The organism is Brevundimonas faecalis, from assembly GCF_040549405.1.
GTDB classification, from domain to species: Bacteria; Pseudomonadota; Alphaproteobacteria; order Caulobacterales; family Caulobacteraceae; genus Brevundimonas; species Brevundimonas faecalis.
Genome location: NZ_JBEPTF010000002.1, coordinates 22226 through 40689, shown reverse-complemented (window position 1 = coordinate 40689; position 18464 = coordinate 22226). Strand labels below are relative to the sequence as shown.

Here is an 18464-nt window from a genome sequence, read left to right as displayed (position 1 = left end):
CGCCCATCGTCGCAACCATGGGGCCCTGCAAGTGACCGCGTCTTCCGTCCAGCCCGCCGCCGATCAAGGCAAGTCCTGGTATGTGGTGGTGACCCAAGCCCATCAGGAACGGCACGCCCGTTATCAGCTGGAGCAGCAAGGGTTCCGGGTCTACCTGCCCATGGTCCCGCCCCCTGCCCGGGCCCGGGCCCGGAACGGTATCGCCCCTGCGCCCCGGCCGTTGATCCCGCGCTACCTGTTCATCGAAATGGATCTCGATCAGGACCGTTGGCGCGCGGTGTATTCGACCTACGGCGTGACCGAGGTGATCACGCGCGGGACCGGCGAGACCGCTCGGCCCTGCCCGATCCCCGCCAGCTTCATCGAGGCCACGAAGAGCCGGGAGGTCAACGGCCTGGTGGTGTTGCAGCGTCCCCGCAATGACAACGAAACCGCCCCTAAATCGGCCGCCCGGTTCAAGCGCGGGCAGCGCCTTCGCCTCGCAGGGCAGACCGCCGACTACGATGTCATCTTCGACGAGATGGTTGACGGTGACCGGGCTGCGGTCGTATTCACCCTGCTAGGGCGTGATTCGCGCCAGATCATTGCACTGCCGTCAGAGGACTGACGCGCAGTGCGGTAGCCGTCCAGCCCCAGCCCGATCCGACACACCCGCCCAGGCCATGTGCAGGGCGGGTTTTTCATTGCCTTTCAACGAGTTACGCGCGCCGCGAGGGGGTCGCGGGTCCTTCCCCGCCGCCCTGGCCCTATACGGTGGCCCTGAGCGTTTGCGTTCCGTAGTGAGCGATGTTTTGAGGGGTGCAACGGGCGTTGCGGGCGCAACAGGGAGCGCAACGATGCAAGACGCCTTCCTGCTCGACGCTGAACCTGCCCGTCGCTGGGTCAGCGTCAGCGAGGCGGCCTCCCTGGAAGGGAAAGCAGGTCGCCCGATCAACAAATCCTCGATCTCGCGGTTCATCGCGCGGAATGAGGATCTGCCCGTCCGCCGCGACGCCCAGGGCCGGGTGAAAGAGGTCGACTACGACGCCCTGGTGAGGGCCCGGGGAGAGTCCCTGTCGGTCCAGGACAGCCGGGAAGCGCCCGAAGCGCCCAAGCTGCAGGCGCTGCCGGCCGGATCGCGCAAGAGGGCCCTGGAAGAGGAAAAGCTGGAGCTCGACCTTGCCGAACGGAAAGGCGAGCTGCTGTCGAAGGCCGCAATCACCATGGCGGTGGAGGCGATGGGGGTCGCCTTCACGCAGGCGCTGGAGCGCCGCCGGCGCGGCCTGGCGACCGAGATCAGCGGCATTGGCGACGTGCGGCAAGCGGAACTGGCCTTGAAGCAGGCTGATCAGAAGCTGCTGGGGAACCTGGTCAAGGAACTGACCCGCTTGGCGACGGGCGCTGCGGACGACGAGCAGGCAGCGGCCTGATATGAACCTTTTCAGCGCGGCGGAGATCGGCCGCCAGGTGGCTGGGCTGCTGACGGCCATGGCGACGGCGGTGACGCCGGTGTCGGACGACCGGATCAGCGAATGGGCCGAGGGGCGGGTCTACATTCCCGGCGAAACGGGGACGACGCGGGAAGGGCTGCTGTCCTGGGATGGGTTCGAGTATCTGATCGAGCCGCTCGATCGGCTCCATCCGGACGACCCGGCGCGCACGGTGACCTTCGTCGGCTCGGCCCAGATCGCCAAGACGACGATCGGCGTGCTGGCCACCCTCTACTATTCGGCCGTCAGGGCGCGGCCTTGGGGCGTGGCGCTGCCCAGCGGCGACGAAGCCCTGAAATACAACCGGACGAAGTGGCAACCCCTGGTCGACGCCACGCCGGAGCTGCGCCGCAAGATCCGGGCGGTCACCTCGAGGGACGAGCAGGGCTCGACCAACACCTACAAGCGCTTCCCGGGCGGCTATGGCCAGTTTTTCGGGACCACGTCCGCCAAGCCGCTGCAGATGGTCACCTTCTGCCTGGTGGTGAAGGAGGAAACGCCGAACTGGAGCGTCTCGGTCGGCGACCGTGGCGATCCCCACAAGCAGATCGAGGTCCGCCAGCTGCAGTGGGAGCTCGCCGGGGCGAAGACCTTCCACAACTCGACGCCCGGCCTGGTTCGGCGCTCTGAGGAAGACGACGGCGCCCTGACCGGGTGTCCGGTCACAGCCGATTTCATCGCGGGCGATCAACGCAGGCTCTACCTGCCCTGTCCGCACTGCGCAGACCGTCCTGGCGGCGTGCTGATCCGGCTTGATCGCGACCAGATGATGGGCCTGGAGAAGGGCGAGACGCCTCACTTCAACTGCCCGAGCTGCGGCGGCGAGATCCAGCATAGGCATAAGCGGTCGATGGTCGCTTCGTGCCATCCGTACCGCGAGCCTGCGAACGGCGTGCGCAGCGGGTGGATCCCGACTTTCCCATCGGAGGATCTGAACAATCCCGCGCCCGGCGCAACCATCCTGGTGTCAGAGTTCCAGGCGTGGCGCGACCGTCCGACTGAAGGCCGCGAGCCCAGTTATCAGGCCTGGCAAGTCGTGTCGGACGCCGTGGACTGGAACTACATCGCCAAGCAGGTCCAGGATGCGACGACCGAGGAGCTGAAGATCGCTCTGGATCAGCAGATCTTCGGCGAGGCTCACGAGATCACGATCCAGAAGACGGACGTGAAAAAGCTCCTCGAGCGCCGCGACGGCCGCCTGGTCAAGGGCGTGGTGCCGTCCGGCTACGAGATGGTCACGATCGCCGTCGACCTCAACGGCGACTGGGCTCAGTGGTCGGCCTATGCGTGGGGACCGGGCGCCGAGCATGTCCTGATCGATCGAGACAGTATCGAAGGCGGCCCTTCGGCGCCTGAAATTTGGGCGGCGCTAGGCGAGTTGGAGCGCAGACGCTGGCCACATGAAGACGGCGGCTTGGTTGCGACAGAGGTGCTCGGCGTCGATTCCGGCTACGGCACCTATTACGTCTACGCCTTCTGTTCTAGCCATGGGAAATCGAAGGCCTTGGACGGCCAGGACGGCTGGGGCCGTATGCCGCTCCGCAAGTCTCCGAAACGTCAGAAGTTGGAAGGTCCGGAAGGACGTGTCGTCAGCTGCCGAACCTGGGGCGTCGGCACCTGGGATCTCAAGCGGACCCTCATGAATGAGGCGATCCCGCTCAGCCTGGAAGGCGAGAAGGGCGCGCGGGCCCCGGGCCGGCCGCATTGGCCCGGCTGGATCGACAAGGACTTCTTCGAGGAGCTGACCGCCGAAGGCCTGGTTTCCGTCCAGGACAGCAAGACCGGCGTCGTGAAAGACGAGGCCTGGGTGCGTCTTCGGCGTCGGAACGAAGAGCTTGACCTGTGGGTCTACAACCGGGCGCTGGCGGCCTCCCTCGGGGTCGGCGTTCCCGGCGCCGAACCGGACTGGATCGAGCTCGGCCGTCGCCGCGTCGCCGAGAGAGCGGGGCTCGAGGCCCTGTGGGATCGGCCGCCGACGTCGTCGAGCGGATCCGCCGCACCGACATCGACAGACACCGCCACGGTCGCGGCCAAAGCCAAATGGAGCTTCTGATGGCCCTTTCGCCTGCCGAACAAACCCAGCTGAGCAATTTCCGCGACGCCTACGCCAAACTGATCGCCGGCGGCCAGGTCGCGGAGATCACGAGCAACGGCCGGACGGTGAAATACAACAAGGGCGACATCGGCCGCCTGGAAACCGCTATCGCCCAGCTCGAGGACAAGGCGGCCCGCGTCGATGACGCGCCGGTTCGGCGTCGCGGCGCCCTGCATATCCATCTCTAGGCGCAATCCTCCAGCGCCCAGCCTCCCGCCCGGGCTTGGGGAGGTCAGGCGGCCTGCGACCGTCAGCTTATCGACGTCGTCAACGTCGGCAGTTCGCCGGCGAAAGGCCGCCACGCCCGGATTTCATCCATCAAGGAGGCTGTCATGAGCCAATCCACCACGACGGCGGACGTGCCGGCGGACGCTGCGACCGCGTCCCTGACCGATCACCCGGTTTTCATCGCCCTGGTCGCCTACCTGGACGCGATGCGCGCCCTGACCACCTTCCCGAGCTCGCCAGTCCCGCCGGCGCTGGACGAGGCCGTCGTAGCGGCTCGCCTGGCTTTCAAGGAAGCGCTGGGCGCCGGCTTCTTCGCGGCCGGGAGCGCCCAAGCGAACGCCTATGACGACGCCTGGCTCAAGCAGCGGTTCGAGAGCCTGGATGAGGCGCTGAAGACGCGCTTCGAGGCGATCGATGAGTCGATCGTGCAACTCGCCGCGCATGAGGTCGAGGCACGGGCGGCGCTCGCAGAGCGCCTGCAGAAGATCGAGGGTCATGATCTGACGGCCTTCGCTCCGACCGCATCCCTGCAGGGCCTGGAGAAACGGATCGAGGCTCTGGAAGCCGGCGGCGTAGAGGTCGATTTTTCCGGCCTGACCGCCCGCGTCGCGGATCTCGAGCAAGCGGCGGTGGCGTCCGTCGCGCCCGCCACGCCCTCCAAGCGCTGAGCCGCACCATGCGCGCGCCGTTCGCTCCCTCTGGCCTTGTCACGTCTTCCGGCCGGTCGATCTCGCAGTACGAGGTCGCCCGCGCTCGCGCCGTGGCCATGACTGATACGGCCGCCATGGGCGGCGCGCCGGCCTATGAGGGGGCGAGCGGCCACGGCACCTATTTTTCCGAATGGCCCGCTCACCTGGGTTCGGCTGACCGGGATTGGTTGCCGGCCCGCAACGCCGTCACGGCCCGGGTCCGTGAGCGGACCCGCAACGACCCCGTGGCGGCCTCGGCCAAGTCCCGGCGGGTCAACGCCGCCATCGGGCGCGGCTGGCGCGTCAAGTTCCGCCCCAATGCCCGGGCCCTCGGCATCGACATCGAGGCCGCCCGCCAGCTGGGCGCGGATCTGAGCACGGAGTTCCAGCTCTACGCCTACGGCCACGCCTTCACCTCGGATGCGGAACGCCGACTGACCTGGGGCCAGCAGCTGCGCCTGGCCGCGTCGCATATCGTCGTCGACGGCGAGGCCTTGGGCCTCGGCGAATGGGCGGCCAACGACCACACGCGCTACAAGACCCGCCTGCGCCTGGTCGATCCGGATCGGCTTTCCAACCCGAACAACCGGCCGGATCGGGACGACCTACGCGCCGGCGTCGAGTTCGACAGCGACGGCGCGCCGGACGCCTATCATATCCGTGAGCGTCACCCTTCAGACTTCGGCGGGCCCGGCCAGTACCGCTGGAAGCGGTTCAAGCGCTGGACGGAATGGGGCCGCCCTCAGGTCTTCCACTGCTTCGAGCCCGACCGCGCCGGCCAGACGCGCGGGATCAGCCGTTTCGTCGCGGCGCTGAAGAGTTTCCGCGCCCTGTCGCGGTTCACGGATGCGACGCTGCAGAGCGCAACCGTCAACGCCCTGATCGTCGCCTTCATGAAGTCGAACGGCGGCCCCGGCGCCGTCAGCGAGAGCTTCGAGCCCAAGGACGTCAGGGACTTCGAGACCTGGCGCCAGGATCACTACAAGGAACACCCGGTCAACCTGGCCAACGGGGCGCAGATCCCGGTCCTGCCCTACGGCGACGAGCTGCAGCTGCAGACGGCGTCGAAAGACGTCGCCAACTTCGACGCCTTCGTTCGCGCCATCCTGCGCCTGATCGCTGCGACGGTCGGCGTCACCTACGAAGAACTGTCGATGGACTATTCGCAGACGAATTATTCGTCTGCGCGCGCCGCCCTGCGTCACGCCTGGGCCGAGACGGTGGCCCTCATGGGCCTGATGGAGGATCAGTTGGTCCGTCCGTTCATCGTCTCCTGGGCCGAAGAGGCGTTTGACCGGGGCTATGTCCAGGTCCCGGACGGCGCGCCTGATTTCTACGACGCCGTCGACGCCTATTGCCAGATCCACTGCATCGGCCCGGGGCGCGGCTTCATCGACCCGACGAAGGAAATCGACGCCGCCGCCGCCCGCATCGAGGCCAACGTCAGCACCCTGGAAGACGAGTGCGACGATCAGGGCAAGGACTGGGAAGAGGTCCTGGAACAGAAGGCGCGGGAGCGGGCCAAGTACGAGGAGCTGGAGTTGGAGTACCCGAACGGCGCCCTCGACCGGACGGCCCGCTCCAGCCGCGATCCCGCGCACCAGGCCTTCCTGGATCAGCGCTCCGCCGCCTGACGGCGAACCCGAGAGGTCCCCATGCGAAACCCCGCCCAGCTGGCGGCCGCCCTGTCCGGCCGCCCGCTACTCATGCGCGAAGAGGCGATCCCGGCCCTGGCCCGACAGTTGGGCCTCGAGGCCGGCGATCGCGGCTCGCCCATCGCCAACTTCTTCGGGCGCGCACGGCGTGCGCTCGCCGGCAGGGAGGATTTCGAGGAACGGACGGAGCCCCTGGCCTCGGCGCCGCGCTTCGTGGGCGAGCCCGACGATGTGGGTTTCGGCTGGGTGCTGAAGGACGGCGTCGGCATCCTGGAGATCACGGGCCCGCTGATGGCCGAAGGCTTCGGCTGGGGCGATGTCTGGTATCACGGCTACGACACCCTCTTCGCCGCCTATGAAGAGATGTTCGCGGACGCACGCGTCGGCGCGATCTGGGAGGTGGTTCGCTCGCCGGGCGGCGTGGTGGATCAAGGCCTTCCCGAGCTGGCGGCGCTGAAGCGGGAAAACCGGGCCTCCGCCGGCGGAAAGCCGATCCACGCCTTCCTACGCGACGGCTACAGCGCCGCCTATTGGGAGCCCAGCGCCGCCGATCACATCGTCGCGGCGCGCGAGAGCGGCGTCGGCTCGATCGGCGCCGTCGTCACTCACTGCGACTTTTCCGGCGCCTTCGCCAAGGACGGCATCGTGATCACCCCGTTCAAGTTCGGGGCGAAAAAGACGGACGGCAGCTGGATGGAGCCGCTGTCGGAAACCGCCAGCCAGGGCCTGCAGGACGAAATCGATCAGTGCGGTCGATGGTTCGTGGCCGATGTGCTCGCGGGGCGCCCGAACCTGACCGAGGAAGAGATCCTGGCGACCGAGGCCGGTTGCTACTTCGGCGATTCCGACAATCCGCAACTTTCGGCCCTGGCCAAGGGCCTGGTCGATGAGATCGCGTCCGAGCGCAAGGCGTTCGGGGCGATCCGAGAGCTGGCGCGCGAGCGTCTGGCGTCATCCAACGCGGCTCCGGCGCCGGCCGCATCTACCGAGGAGAAGGACATGAAGCGTTCCGCTGTGCTCGCCGCCGCAAAGTCGGCCGGGCTGGACCAAGCCGCAATCAAGGCCCTGTCGGAGGCCCTGCCGAAGGCCGAGACCGACGACACCAAGCCCAAGGACGACGAAGGCGACGACGACGAAGAAGAAGACGACGACGCCAAGCCCAAGGGCGAAGGCGGCGCCGAAGACGAAGACCAGGACGACAAGAAGGAAGGCGACGCCGCCGCCATCGCCGCCTCGGCCGAGGCCGTGAAGCACCCGGCTCTTGCGCTGGCCGCGATCCAGACCGGGCAGACCCTGGCGCAATTCAAGGCCTCGGCCGCCGTCGCCGGTCGCACGTCGGGCGGCAACCGCCTCGACCGGGCCCTGGCGAACCAGTCGCGCCTCGGCCCCGACGGCGCGAAGAAGAGCGAAGGCGCCTTGGGCGACGCCGTCGCCGCCCGCATCCAGAAGAACCGGGGCGAGGCGTCCTAGTCCCGTCAGCCCAGCCGTCCGGAGCTGGTCTGCGATCCGGGCAACGACCACCCACCTGAAACAAAGGAGGCCGCCATGAGGGCCTATGTTTTCAAGACCGACCTGCCCGGTCTGAGCGATCTGATCCATTCGGAATATGATCCGACCTATACGACCGACGAACGCAAGGGGCGCGGCGGCGTCGGCACGGCCCGGGCCTTTCCGGCCTTCGTCCTGCTGGGCACGATCCTGATCGGGGCGGCGACCGTCACGGCCGGCGCCGTGGTCGGCACGGGCAACGGCGCGATCGGCGCGGTGACGGCCGATGTCGGCGCCCCTGCCGGCGTCTACAGCGTCGTCGTCGTTTCGGCCGCCGCCAACGGCGGATCCTTCCAGGTGATCAAGCCGGACGGCGGCGTCGACGGCGCCGGCAGCGTGGGCGTGGCCTATAACGGCGCGCTCAACTTCACCCTGGCGGACGGCTCGACCGATTTCGCCGTGGGCGATCGCATCCCGGTCACCGTGGCCTATGCCGCCGGCGTGGTCGAGAAGGACGTGCCCTGGGATCCCGCCGCCACCGACGGAACCCAGATCATCACCGGGATCAACCTGTTCGAGGCCGAGGCCCCGGTCGGTCAGGACGTCGAGCTCAAGTCCCTGCGACGCGGCCCGGTCATCGTCCGCCGTGAGGCCATCGTCTGGCCCGCCGGCGCGACGGCCGCGCTGAAAGAGGCGGCCTATGCGCGCCTGGCCGAGCTGGGGATCCGTCCCTTCGTCAGCGGCTGATCCGCATCACCTCCGAGGGCGCCTTAGGGGCCCCTCCCTGACACTCTTTTGAAAGGAGGGCTCCTATGGACCCCGAAGAACTGCTCGGCAGCGGCTCGCTGCTTCCCCTGACCGCCGCCCATCACACGGGCCTGGTCAACTCAATCCCGGACGCCTTCGGCCAGTTGAACGCCGACGGCATGTTCCCGGTTGAAGGTCTCGACACCCCCTTCGTCGAAATCGACATCGAGGACGGCGTCATCACCGCCCTGCCGGTCACCGAAGGCGGCCGTCCCTCGACGATCGCCCGTCACGAAAGCGGCAAGGGCTTCATCTTCAAGATCCCGAACGTCAGCCATGAGGATTCGGTGCTGGCGGGCGATATTCGCAAGTGGCTGGCCTATGCGAAACGGAAGCGTAATCCGGACGACGCGCTGATCAACAAGGTCGAGATCCGTCACAAGCGGAACCGCCTGAAGTTCGAGATCACCCGCGAAGTGATGAAGCTGTCGTCGCTGCGGAATGAAATCCGCGACGGCGCAAACACCCTGCTCTACGACATGAACAAGGTGTTCGGCGTCCAGCAACGCATCGTCTATTTCGATCTGGCCAACCCCAATTTCGACGTGCCGAAGGCCCTGGAAGAAGTCATTTCCGGGACTGAGGATGAACTGGTCAACGACACGATGACCGGGCTGGAAGCGCGGATCGCTCCGGAGTTTTACGACGAGATCATTCGCCACCCTTCGGTGGAGAAGTATTTCGCGAACACCCCTGCCATGCTCCTGCTCCTGAACCAGCAGAGGGAGCGGGCAGGCAACAGCTTCCGCCGCAAGATCGAGATCGGCGGCGTCATGATCCGGGAATACCGCGATCGGGTGAAGCTGTGGGGCGCCTCCGGGACGACCCGTCTGATCGAACCGACGGAGGCCCTGTCCTATCCGGTCGGCACGATCGATTCCCACGTCACCTATGCGGCGCCGCCTCTGGACATCCGCGAACTGGACGGCTCCTCGGCGTCTTCGTCCGATGACGATCTGATCCACGTCTCCGAGGAGATGATGAAGCACGGCGCCGGTCTGGAATGGAAGTACCAGATGAACGCCCTGCCGATCTGGCGCAAGCCGCGTCTGCTGGCGAAGTGGGTGCGGGGACCGAAGCCCTGATGGGCTTCGGCAAGCACATGGCCGCATTGGTCGCCGAGGTGGACGAACACCTCGGCGACCGTGCGACCTGGTCGGGCGTGGCCGGAGAGGTCCGCGTCCTGCCAGCGGAAGAGGATGCGATCGCCCGCTACGGCGACGCCTCACACGTCCTGACCGCCCGCGCGGTTGAAATCCACGAGCGCTGGATCGCCCTGCCGGCGGAAGGCGACCAGGTGCAGATCCTGGACGACGACACCGGCGCCGTGCGCGAGATCCTGCGCGTCATCGGAGATCCGCGCCGCAATGAAGACGGCTGGTGGTTGTGCACCGTCGTCCTGGTCGGAGGCTGACATGGCCAGCAAACGCGAGGAGGTCGTCCAGGCGGTGGATGCGATGCTGAAGGCCGCCTTGCCGCACGCCGAACATCGCAGGGATCAGCCCCTGCCGAAGCGCCCGGATCCGGGCGGCACGGTCATCCTGCACGACGGCGATCCGGGCGAACCGGAGGTGACGCTGTCGCCTCTACTCTACACCTACGAACATGAGATCGAGCTCGAAGTCCTGGGGCCGATCGGCTCGGCCGCGAGGCACGAGCTCCTGGATCAGATGCTGCAGGCGATCGGCGAACGCATCGAGACGGATCGCAGCCTTGGCGGCCTGGCCGAATGGCTGGAGCCTGGGGCTCCGCTGACCGACGACATCGTCCTGGACAACGCCGAACCCGTTCGGGGGGCGCAGCTTACGATCCTGGCTGTCTATTCGACGCCGAACCCCCTGACCTGATCGGCCTCGGCCGCTCGCACCTGGCCAGACACCGTCCGGAGCCAGGCGGACATCCCTGAAAATGGAGCACTCACATGGGACGCACTCGCGCGCGGGGCGCTAACGCCCGCATGGGCCTCAAGTTTGAAAAGGCTTACGGCTTCCCCGAGGCCAGCGGCTATCGCCGGATGTCGTTTTCCTCGACTTCGTTGGGCGAGGAACAGCCTCTGGAAGACGGCGATCTGCGCGGAAACGGCCGCGAGCCCGACGAGCCGGAAGTCGGGCCGTCCGATGACCAGGGCGACGCCGTCGTGCCGATCTGCGCCCGACAGTTCGGCATCTGGCTGACGATGATGTTCGGCGCCCCCACAAGCGCGGCCGGCAAGCCCGCCAAAGGCTCGATCGTCTTCTCCGCCCAGCCGGCCAACAATGCGACGATCAGCGTCGGGGGCCAGACCTTCACCTTCGTCAGCGGATCGCCCACGGCCAATCAGATCAAGATCGGTTCGACGATCGCTGCGACCGTCGAGGTGGCGGTGCGCCAGTTGAACGCCAGCGCCGTGCCGGGCGTGGCGGCGGCGACCTATCGCCAGAACCCCCGAGGCAACGGGATCCTGATCGAAGCCGACGCCCTTGGGATCGCGGGCAACAGCTTTGCGATCGAGGCCAGCTCGACGCCGGCTTCCAACGCCACGTTGTCGGGGGCGACGCTGACCGGAGGTGCGGCCACCGGGGGCTATCGCCACACCTTCGAGAGCGGCGCGGCCGTTCTACCCTCGGCCGGGATTGAGATCCAGCACCCGGAGGTGCCCTCTTTCCACATGAACTACGGCGTCGCATTGAACACCATCGCCATCCAGATGCAGCGTAGCGGTCGACTGACGGCGACGCTGGGTCTCATCGCCCAGGGCGAGGATCCCGCCGCTGAGGTCAGCGCAGTGGGCGCCTTGGACGACGGTCTGGACGTCATCCGCTTTTCTCAGTTTTCAGGTTCGGTGTTGCGTTATGGCGTCCCGGTCGCAGACCTGGTCAGCGGCCAACTCAACTTGAGCAATGGCCTCGATCCCGTTCCGGGTATGCGCGGCGATGGCCGCATCACAGGCATCGACGCCGGAGATCCTGAATGGACCGGCCAGCTCGGCGTTCGATACAGCGGGCCCGAGCTGCAGCAACAGGCCGAGAACGGCGAGGCGTGTGACCTCGAGTTCTCCTGGTGGCGGCCCGGGACGGATTTCATCCTGCGGATCATCCTGCACCGCGTGCGTATGCCCAAGGCGAAGCGTCCGATCACAAACGGCGGCGGCGTCCAGGCGGATTACGGCTTCCGGGCCGCCCTGGATCGGTCGTTGGGCAAGTCGCTGACCGTCATCCTCGACAACGACGTCGCCGGCGCCGTCTACGCCTTGGCATAGGGAACCGACCATGTATCAGCTGAAGGAAGACGTCGGGCCCGAGTGGGCCGAGCCGATCGAGGGCCTTCGGGTCCTCATGGATCCCGTGTCCTCGCCGGTCATCGTCGACATGCGCATGATCATGACCGATCTGCTGCGCGAGCTCGGGCTGGAAAGCGAGGCGGACGAAGCCACGGACCCCGTGGACGAAGCGATCGAGGAGCAGGGCGAAGACGACGCGCCGCCGCGCCGCGCGGGCCGGCTGACCTTCGTCATGGTCTGCGCGATCGTCGCCGCCGGGGCCCAGAAGTGGGAGGGCCTGGGGGATGAGAAGGGAAGGCCTCTGCCCTATCCCAGGCCTCTGCAGGTCCATCGCCTGCTGAAGCAATCGCCGACGATCTTCGACTATTTCGACAAGGACTATGCGAACACCGTGTTCGCCCTGCTGTCGGAAAAAAACGGATCATCTCCCTCGCCAAATGGCAGTTCGGCGAGGGAGGCGGATCCTACTGCCGGAACAGCTGCAGGCGGCGATACTGCGGCGGTGACGGCGAGTCCTGCCCCTTCGACCGGCACGCCCCCCGCACCCGCGAAGGGCGCCGCGTCTGGGACATCCTCGACGCCTGCAGCGGCCAGCTGAGGTCCAGCGCCATGGGGCCCTTCGCCCTGGACTTCGGGGCGGTGGCGTCCTTCGCCGAGATGGGCGGCGGATTGTCGCTCAAGGCTCGGCTGCTGCTGGCGGAGTCCCTGCCGGTCGCAGAGGGCTGGGTCGTCAAGGGTCTCAGCCGCGAGAATGAGGAATGAGGGCCCGGATCGACGTCGACGCCGATGGCCTGGCGGCGGAGATCGAGAAGGAGCTGGCCCGCGACGTCACCGCCAGCGTGCGCGAGGCCACCAATGTCCTGAAGACGGCCCTCCGGGATGAAACCTGGAGGGCCTTTTCCATGAGCAATCGCCTCCCCCTGGCCTGGCGTGGAAAGGTCTATCCGCAGGGGCGGGACAGCGTGGAGGCGGCCGGCTACGTGGCCGTGCGCGGGTCGGCGGCGAAGATCATCGAGACGGCGCTGCAGGCCACGGTCATTCGCGCCAGGGGCGGTCGCTGGCTGGCGGTTCCCACGGACGCCGCCGGCAAGCAGGGCCTCAGGGCCGGCTTCGAGGGGGGCGGCGGCCACGTCAACCGAAGGGGCGCCCGCGAGCGCGTCACCCCGGCGGGTTTCGAGCGTCGCACAGGCCTGAAGTTGCGCTTCGTCCCCGAAAAGGGCGGCCGTCGCGCCTTCCTGGTCGTCGACGGCGCCATGCGCAATCGCGCCACGGGGATCGCCGCGCCCTATCGCCAGCGCGGTCGCGGTTCGCGGCTCTACGGCCCCGCCGGCCACACCATCGTCGTCTTCACCCTGGTTCCCCAGGTCACAACCCGCAAGCGCATGGATCTGGACGCCATCGCTGAAGAGGCCGGGGCGACCGTCGCCGGTCTGATCGTCATGCATCGGAGCCGCTGAACATGAGCGTCAAGCAAATCGCCGTGCGTCTGAAGCCGGAGGGCGGAAAGGACGTCGTCCGCGAGGCCCAGGGCGCCGAGCGCGCCCTGGTGAGCATGAATGAAAAGGCGGCGGCCGGATCCGACCGGGCCGCCGCCGCCGCCCGGCGCGAGATCGAGCAGCTGCGCGAGGTGGCCAAGGCGGCGGTCCAGGCGCAGACGGCGGCGCAGAACCGGATCAACGCCGTCGCCGGCGGATCCACGCGGATCTCGCTGCAGGATCAGACATCGGCGCCCGGCAACGCCCGGGCCTCTGTCGCGGCCCAGTCCCTGTTCGCCGCCGACAAGGTGTACGAACGGCGTGCGCAGGCCTTGCGGGCCGCCCTGGACCCTGCCTGGGCGGCGCAGCAGAAGCTGAACCAGGAACTGGCGGAATACGACGCCCTGGCCAAGCGCGGAAAGATCACGACAGATCAACTGGCCCAGGCCCAGGGCCAGGCGCGCCGCCGCTATGAAGAGGCGACGTTGGCCCTCGACCGCCAGAACAAGGGGATGACCCGTAACGTCCTGGCCTCCCGCCTGAACCTGACGCGGCAGGCCTCGGACGTCTTCACCACGGGCATGATGGGTATGAATCCCTTCATGATCGCGATTCAGCAGGGTCCGCAGATCATGGACGCCTTCGCGACCTCGGCCATCCGCCTGACCGGGCCCCTGACCCTGCTGGTGGGATCGCTCGGCCTGGCCGCCGGCGCTACAGCCGTCTTGGGCGCGGCCTGGCACAATGCGGACAAGTCGGCGGCGGCCCTGGAAAACGCGGCGACGGGTCTGGGGCGCACGGCCCGCTTGACCGCGACCGAACTGAAGGCGGCGGCGGACGCCGGCGCTGAGGCAGGAGAGGTGTCGATCAGGGCCGCTGAAAAGATGGCGGCGACCTATGTCTCGACCGGCAAGATCGGTGGGGAGGTGATGAGCGGTCTGATCGCTATCACCAAGGATTACGCGGTGTTCGCAGGCAAGGACGCAGTCGGCGCGACCGAGTACCTGGCCAAGGCGATGGAGGATCCTGCCAAGGCGGGCGCCGAGATGACCCGTCAATTTGGCCTGCTGGATATGAAGACGCTCGAGCATATCGAGAGCCTGCAGAAGCTGGGCGATAGAACTGCTGCGCAGAAGCTCCTGCTTGAGGCCTTGACCGGCGCCATGTCGGGCCATGCCGATCAGGTCGATGAGCTTTCCAGCTTCTGGGACGTCGCGACGCGCAGCATGTCCAACTACTGGACGAAGTTGGGCGAGTGGCTCCACACCACGGACAGCGAACGGATCGCCGAGCTGGAAGCGCGGGTCGCAAACCGCTCCGTCGGCGTAGGCGGCGGTCGGGCTCAGGATCCGACAAGTCGTAGGCGCGATGAAGCGGAGCTGTTCCGACTTCGCTACGAACGCGACTGGAATAGCCGAACGGCTCGCGATCGTGCTGCGGAGGCAGCTAGGAACCAGGCCGCGATAGAGGCGCGTGATCGCAACAACGCCGGGAAGAAAGATCGCGATAGTGCTGCACGCTCGGCTGCTCGTGCTGCTCGAGAGGCTGAACGAGAGGCACGCGAAGCTCTGCAGCGCCGACGTAGGGAAGAGGACACTCAGGCGGCGAGAGAGCGGGAAATCGCTCGGGCCACCAATGATCACGGTGAAACGCGCCGCCTTGAGGAAGAGGAGCGTATCCGGCGCCGTGTCCGCGAGTTGGAAGATGGTGGAGCGAAATCGGCGGAGGCTCGGACAAAGGCGCTCGAAGAAGACGCCCCTCTCCGCCAGGCCTTAGCCGATGCTGCAGCAAGAGAACGCGGGGAGCTGATGCAGGCCGCGCAACTCGATGTCATGCGCGCAGCTGGCCGCGAACAGGACGTCGCGGCCGAGGAGCGCGTCCTGGATCTTCGCCGACGGACCGAGGAGTATCGAAAGGCTGGCCTGGGTACTATTGCAAAGGTCGTAAAGGGGTCGCTCGACATCAAGATCATTGATGAGGCGGCGGGGCAGGCCGGAAAGGACAGGCTCGCGATCGACCAGGCTCGATTGCAGGTTGTCCAACGGCTGCGCGAAGAGGCGGCGCTGGAGCATCGCCTGACGCTGGCGCGTCTGTCCGGCGACACCCAGCTGGCCCGGATACTGAATACGGGAGCGCGGATCCGGTCTCGCGCTCGCGAGATCGAGCAGCGCGAGGGCTGGAATCGCGGCGATGACCGCGCCATGGCCCAGGCGAAGAAGGAGATCGTCGACGAGATCAACGCCGAGATCGCCGGCGCGCGCCGCCAATGGATGTCGAACTTCCTGCTGGACATCAAGCACAGCGGCATAGGCGACGCCATCGGCGAACAGTTCGACCGCGCCACGGACAAGTGGATCGTCAAGCTGGGCGAGGCCCTGGCGGATCTGGCCGGCAAGGTGGACTGGTCGCAGGTGATCAACGACCTGTTCGGCGGCGGCAAGGGCATGGGGGGCAAGGGCGGCGCCAGCGGCGGCGGCTGGGCCTCGGTCGTCGGGGACATCATGAACAGCGTCTTCGGCAGCGGCCATTCCGCCGGCACCGACTTCTCCGAGGGCGGTCTGAAATGGGTCGGGGAGCGCGGGCCGGAGCTGCTGCGCCTGCCGCGCGGATCCGGCGTCTATGAGCACAACCGCTCGCGTCAGATCGCATCGGCCGCCGCTGCACCCATGATCAATTTCGGCGGCCTGACCGTGAACAACATGGGCAGCGAGCCCCTGACCGGGTCCATGCGCCAGACGCCGGACGGCGGAATGGAGCTGCTGCTCGAGCCGGTCTTCAAGGCGCAGCTGCAGAAGGCCGGGCGCAACGGCGACCTGATGCGCGGCATGAAGGCGACGCCCCAGCCGCGCCGAAGGGGCTGACCCTCTCCAGCTGAAAGGGCGATATGGAAAATCGACTGACAAACGGCGGCTTGCTCGACGGCCCGTCCGGCTGGACCGCGACGCCGGCGGGCCTGTCGCTGTCGGTGGACGAAGGCCAGCGCGGCGCGCCCGGCCGGGCGGCGCTGAAAGCGGTCGGGACCTCGACCGCCGGCGGGCAGGCGTTCCGGATCCTGACCTCCTCGGCCGCCGCCGCCGACGTCGCCGGCGTGGGAACGGTCGAGGCGTCATGCGCCGTCGCCGCCTTCGTCGCCGGCGTCGCCGTCACACCGATCGTGCGCCTGGTCTTCCAGGACGCCGGCGGGGCGGTGCTGACGGCCGTGGACCTGGTGGTGCGCCGCCCCTTCCTGCAGCGCTGGGGGGTGGGCGTGCAGGGCTTGAGGGACACCTATCACCTGGCCTGGGGGCGGATCCCCCGGCCGTCAGCCGCCGCCAAGGCGCTGCTCGAGGTCGGGGCGACGGCGACGGGATCGGGCCAGGCGATCGAGGCCGTCCTGTTGAAGCCCCTGATCGCCCCGGCGCCGCCGACGGAATACGCCCTGCTCTGGTCGCCGGGGCGGCATACGAACATCGACCTGCAGCTGCCGGCCTGGCCCGGCGCCCTGCGCGAGATCGAGACCGGGGCCGGGTTCGACCCCAAGCCCGGCTGGGTCGAGTTCGACGCCGGCGCGGGCCGTCCGATGTCGCGCCGGATCTCGCCCGACCCGGCGCGCAAGCTGAGCGGCCGGATGCGCTGCGACGTGGTTCAGCGCGGGATGCTGGAGAGCTTCGCCGCTTCGGCCGCCAAGTTCTGGTTCGTCGAGCCGGGCAGCGATCGCTTGTGCATCGCCAGCTGGGCCGCCGACGGCGCGCCGCGCCTGGCCGAAACCCGGGGCGGCCTGCATGTCATGGAATTTTCAATCTGGTTGGAGACAGCGTGATGGTCGAGGTTTCGGACGCCTTCGTGGACGCGGCCTGGAAGGGCGAGCCGGACGCGGTGGCTCAGTTGGCGGAGATCCGCAGCGACGCGCTGGAGGAGCCGATCCGGGTGACGGACTGGCCGGACGGGATCGTCTCGAACGGCGTCGTCTATCAGCACTTTCCATTCAGCCTGCGTTGGGCCGGCGCCAGTCAGGACAATCCCGTCGGTCAGGCCCAGCTGACGGTCGAGAACGTGGACTATCGGATCGAGCAGGCCTGCGAGGCGGCCCTGTCGCCGCCCACGTTGGATCTGTCGATCGTGCGGGTGGCGGATCCGGACGTCATCGAGCACGCGCTGCGGGACGCCTCCCTGCACTCGGTCCAGATCGAGGCGACGCGGCTGACGGCCGTGATCCGGCCGCGCGACTTCGCCGAGGAGCCGGCCGTGGCCTTCAACTACACCCCCGCCTCGGCGCCCGGGCTGTTCTGATGAAGCTCTATGCGCCGGCGGATCTGCGGACGCAGGTCGCGCCCCTGGTCGGCGCTCCCTTCCTGGCCAAGGGCGAGACGCCGGCGGGCTGGGACTGCAAGGGGCTGGCGCGGTGGTGCCTGAAGACCTTCGGCCAGGTGGAGACGCCCGATTATCAGGATCGATACGCAGCGGACATCGTGACGCCGCGCGGCGCCGGCGAGAGGGCCCGCCTGCTGGCTGAGGGGCTGGCGGAATGGCGGCCGGTCGAGCCCCAGGCCGGGGTGGTCGCCTGGCTGTCCTGGATGGGGCGGGCCTATCATGTCGGCTACATGCTGGGGCCCCGCGAGATCCTGCACGCCGACACCCCCTTCGGCACCGTCATCCTGGACCTGGATGAACCCGGCGCCGGCTATCGACTGAAGGGGGCCTTCGTGCCCGCAGGCGTCACCAAGATCGTGCGGCTCTAGCCGAAACGGAAGAGCTCGATTTCATCGCCCGGGCGCTCTCCACGCGCGACAGCCTTCCAGCGCTGGTGAACGATGTCGGAGCTATCAGGTTGGTCAATTCTCATCTGGCCCGTGACGAGCGACCACCATACCGCCTTATGGCTGGGCCCGGCGGTGCGAACTGCAAAATCACCATCCCGCATGAGCCATAGGCTGCCGCCAGCCGCAAAGTCGGTCGAGGTATGGCCGAGGCCGTCGCCCTCGAGAGGCATGATGGTGATGTCCTCTTCGATCGCCTCGACATAGGTCGGGAAGCCGGCGGTCCTGGCGTAGGGCTTGGCTTCGCCGTCATCCTCACAAATGACCAAGGCGCCGAGCGATCGGCCATTGGTGACGCGCAGGCCCAATCCGGATCGGCTGTCGTCTGTATAGGTGAAGAAAGTCCCGGGCTTCAGGTCTTCATAGGCGGCGGGCGCCGGGAAGCGCGAGGTGACGGTCATGGGGCCTCCTGTGAACCGTGAAGCTCTCCAGATGGCGTCTCCGCCGATAAGTTCAAGCGTTCAGCGATCCTTGTTCTGACACGCTCCGCGCACGCCGTGCGC

General features: G+C 67.6%; 20 protein-coding genes. 19 read left to right on the top strand and 1 reads right to left on the bottom strand.

The genetic code is table 11. From position 1 onward, the window contains the following. The first annotated feature begins 31 nt into the window (after nucleotides 1–31). The 19 genes from ABIE19_RS08105 to ABIE19_RS08015 all read left to right on the top strand — a co-directional run bounded on the left by ABIE19_RS08105 (nucleotide 32) and on the right by ABIE19_RS08015 (nucleotide 17883). Nucleotides 32–607 (top strand): transcription termination/antitermination NusG family protein, encoded by a 576-nt coding sequence (locus ABIE19_RS08105; protein ID WP_354088656.1) that lies wholly within the window; start codon nucleotides 32–34, stop codon nucleotides 605–607. A 172-nt stretch (nucleotides 608–779) separates the two neighbouring features. Then, a complete protein-coding gene (locus ABIE19_RS08100; RefSeq protein ID WP_354088655.1) occupies nucleotides 780–1409 on the top strand; it encodes a hypothetical protein in 630 nt (209 codons plus the stop codon). Between the two features lies 1 nt (nucleotide 1410). Beyond that, nucleotides 1411–3522, top strand: a complete 2112-nt coding sequence (locus ABIE19_RS08095; protein WP_354088654.1) for a terminase gpA endonuclease subunit — start codon at nucleotides 1411–1413, stop codon at nucleotides 3520–3522. Further along, nucleotides 3522–3752, top strand: coding sequence for a gpW family head-tail joining protein (gpW, locus tag ABIE19_RS08090; RefSeq protein ID WP_354088653.1), 231 nt, complete (start codon nucleotides 3522–3524; stop codon nucleotides 3750–3752). The genes ABIE19_RS08095 and gpW overlap by 1 nt, the downstream gene beginning before the upstream one ends. A 144-nt stretch (nucleotides 3753–3896) precedes the next feature. Beyond that, complete coding sequence (locus tag ABIE19_RS08085) at nucleotides 3897–4460, top strand: hypothetical protein (protein WP_354088652.1); 564 nt, start codon at nucleotides 3897–3899, stop codon at nucleotides 4458–4460. An 8-nt stretch (nucleotides 4461–4468) separates the two neighbouring features. Continuing rightward, nucleotides 4469–6115: a phage portal protein gene (locus ABIE19_RS08080; RefSeq protein ID WP_354088651.1), complete on the top strand. Its 1647-nt coding sequence runs from the start codon at nucleotides 4469–4471 to the stop codon at nucleotides 6113–6115. Between the two features lie 21 nt (nucleotides 6116–6136). Continuing rightward, nucleotides 6137–7606: a S49 family peptidase gene (locus ABIE19_RS08075; RefSeq protein ID WP_354088650.1), complete on the top strand. Its 1470-nt coding sequence runs from the start codon at nucleotides 6137–6139 to the stop codon at nucleotides 7604–7606. Between the two features lie 75 nt (nucleotides 7607–7681). Beyond that, nucleotides 7682–8371 (top strand): head decoration protein, encoded by a 690-nt coding sequence (locus ABIE19_RS08070; protein ID WP_354088649.1) that lies wholly within the window; start codon nucleotides 7682–7684, stop codon nucleotides 8369–8371. Nucleotides 8372–8436: 65 nt separating this feature from the next. Further along, on the top strand, nucleotides 8437–9516 hold the full coding sequence (locus tag ABIE19_RS08065; RefSeq protein ID WP_354088648.1) for a major capsid protein: 1080 nt from the start codon (nucleotides 8437–8439) through the stop codon (nucleotides 9514–9516). Then, entirely contained in the window at nucleotides 9516–9845 is a 330-nt protein-coding gene (locus ABIE19_RS08060) for a head-tail joining protein (protein ID WP_354088647.1), read from the top strand. The genes ABIE19_RS08065 and ABIE19_RS08060 overlap by 1 nt, the downstream gene beginning before the upstream one ends. Nucleotide 9846: 1 nt before the next feature. After that, entirely contained in the window at nucleotides 9847–10278 is a 432-nt protein-coding gene (locus ABIE19_RS08055; RefSeq protein ID WP_354088646.1) for a hypothetical protein, read from the top strand. Nucleotides 10279–10352: 74 nt separating this feature from the next. Continuing rightward, the gene (locus ABIE19_RS08050; RefSeq protein WP_354088645.1) at nucleotides 10353–11669 is read left to right on the top strand and encodes a phage tail tube protein; all 1317 of its coding nucleotides are present in this window, start codon (nucleotides 10353–10355) and stop codon (nucleotides 11667–11669) included. A 121-nt stretch (nucleotides 11670–11790) separates the two neighbouring features. Next, on the top strand, nucleotides 11791–12288 hold the full coding sequence (locus ABIE19_RS08045) for a hypothetical protein (protein WP_354088644.1): 498 nt from the start codon (nucleotides 11791–11793) through the stop codon (nucleotides 12286–12288). A gap of 11 nt (nucleotides 12289–12299) precedes the next feature. Beyond that, the gene (locus tag ABIE19_RS08040) at nucleotides 12300–12452 is read left to right on the top strand and encodes a hypothetical protein (RefSeq protein ID WP_354088643.1); all 153 of its coding nucleotides are present in this window, start codon (nucleotides 12300–12302) and stop codon (nucleotides 12450–12452) included. Then, complete coding sequence (locus tag ABIE19_RS08035; RefSeq protein WP_354088642.1) at nucleotides 12449–13147, top strand: DUF6441 family protein; 699 nt, start codon at nucleotides 12449–12451, stop codon at nucleotides 13145–13147. Before ABIE19_RS08040 ends, ABIE19_RS08035 begins: the two co-directional genes overlap by 4 nt. Before the next feature lie 2 nt (nucleotides 13148–13149). Continuing rightward, nucleotides 13150–16026, top strand: coding sequence for a phage tail length tape measure family protein (locus tag ABIE19_RS08030; RefSeq protein ID WP_354088641.1), 2877 nt, complete (start codon nucleotides 13150–13152; stop codon nucleotides 16024–16026). Nucleotides 16027–16049: 23 nt separating this feature from the next. After that, nucleotides 16050–16964, top strand: a complete 915-nt coding sequence (locus tag ABIE19_RS08025) for a hypothetical protein (protein ID WP_354088640.1) — start codon at nucleotides 16050–16052, stop codon at nucleotides 16962–16964. Continuing rightward, nucleotides 16964–17434, top strand: coding sequence for a DUF1833 family protein (locus tag ABIE19_RS08020; RefSeq protein WP_354088639.1), 471 nt, complete (start codon nucleotides 16964–16966; stop codon nucleotides 17432–17434). Before ABIE19_RS08025 ends, ABIE19_RS08020 begins: the two co-directional genes overlap by 1 nt. Continuing rightward, nucleotides 17434–17883, top strand: a complete 450-nt coding sequence (locus tag ABIE19_RS08015) for an NlpC/P60 family protein (RefSeq protein ID WP_354088638.1) — start codon at nucleotides 17434–17436, stop codon at nucleotides 17881–17883. The genes ABIE19_RS08020 and ABIE19_RS08015 overlap by 1 nt, the downstream gene beginning before the upstream one ends. Here ABIE19_RS08015 and ABIE19_RS08010 read toward each other — a convergent pair. Next, nucleotides 17880–18362, bottom strand: a complete 483-nt coding sequence (locus ABIE19_RS08010; protein WP_354088637.1) for a hypothetical protein — start codon at nucleotides 18360–18362, stop codon at nucleotides 17880–17882. The genes ABIE19_RS08015 and ABIE19_RS08010 overlap by 4 nt on opposite strands. Between the last annotated feature and the right edge of the window lie 102 nt (nucleotides 18363–18464).

What these genes read in the sequence shown, in the direction of transcription:
- ABIE19_RS08060 (WP_354088647.1), top strand. Translation starts at nt 9,516, where the DNA reads ATGGGCTTCGGCAAGCACATGGCCGCATTGGTCGCCGAGGTGGACGAA.
- ABIE19_RS08075 (WP_354088650.1), top strand. Translation starts at nt 6,137, where the DNA reads ATGCGAAACCCCGCCCAGCTGGCGGCCGCCCTGTCCGGCCGCCCGCTA.
- ABIE19_RS08095 (WP_354088654.1), top strand. Translation starts at nt 1,411, where the DNA reads ATGAACCTTTTCAGCGCGGCGGAGATCGGCCGCCAGGTGGCTGGGCTG.
- ABIE19_RS08025 (WP_354088640.1), top strand. Translation starts at nt 16,050, where the DNA reads ATGGAAAATCGACTGACAAACGGCGGCTTGCTCGACGGCCCGTCCGGC.
- ABIE19_RS08020 (WP_354088639.1), top strand. Translation starts at nt 16,964, where the DNA reads ATGGTCGAGGTTTCGGACGCCTTCGTGGACGCGGCCTGGAAGGGCGAG.
- ABIE19_RS08055 (WP_354088646.1), top strand. Translation starts at nt 9,847, where the DNA reads ATGGCCAGCAAACGCGAGGAGGTCGTCCAGGCGGTGGATGCGATGCTG.
- ABIE19_RS08040 (WP_354088643.1), top strand. Translation starts at nt 12,300, where the DNA reads ATGGGGCCCTTCGCCCTGGACTTCGGGGCGGTGGCGTCCTTCGCCGAG.
- ABIE19_RS08085 (WP_354088652.1), top strand. Translation starts at nt 3,897, where the DNA reads ATGAGCCAATCCACCACGACGGCGGACGTGCCGGCGGACGCTGCGACC.
- ABIE19_RS08065 (WP_354088648.1), top strand. Translation starts at nt 8,437, where the DNA reads ATGGACCCCGAAGAACTGCTCGGCAGCGGCTCGCTGCTTCCCCTGACC.
- ABIE19_RS08010 (WP_354088637.1), bottom strand. Translation starts at nt 18,362, where the DNA reads ATGACCGTCACCTCGCGCTTCCCGGCGCCCGCCGCCTATGAAGACCTG.
- ABIE19_RS08035 (WP_354088642.1), top strand. Translation starts at nt 12,449, where the DNA reads ATGAGGGCCCGGATCGACGTCGACGCCGATGGCCTGGCGGCGGAGATC.
- ABIE19_RS08015 (WP_354088638.1), top strand. Translation starts at nt 17,434, where the DNA reads ATGAAGCTCTATGCGCCGGCGGATCTGCGGACGCAGGTCGCGCCCCTG.
- ABIE19_RS08030 (WP_354088641.1), top strand. Translation starts at nt 13,150, where the DNA reads ATGAGCGTCAAGCAAATCGCCGTGCGTCTGAAGCCGGAGGGCGGAAAG.
- ABIE19_RS08080 (WP_354088651.1), top strand. Translation starts at nt 4,469, where the DNA reads ATGCGCGCGCCGTTCGCTCCCTCTGGCCTTGTCACGTCTTCCGGCCGG.
- gpW (WP_354088653.1), top strand. Translation starts at nt 3,522, where the DNA reads ATGGCCCTTTCGCCTGCCGAACAAACCCAGCTGAGCAATTTCCGCGAC.
- ABIE19_RS08070 (WP_354088649.1), top strand. Translation starts at nt 7,682, where the DNA reads ATGAGGGCCTATGTTTTCAAGACCGACCTGCCCGGTCTGAGCGATCTG.
- ABIE19_RS08045 (WP_354088644.1), top strand. Translation starts at nt 11,791, where the DNA reads ATGACCGATCTGCTGCGCGAGCTCGGGCTGGAAAGCGAGGCGGACGAA.
- ABIE19_RS08050 (WP_354088645.1), top strand. Translation starts at nt 10,353, where the DNA reads ATGGGACGCACTCGCGCGCGGGGCGCTAACGCCCGCATGGGCCTCAAG.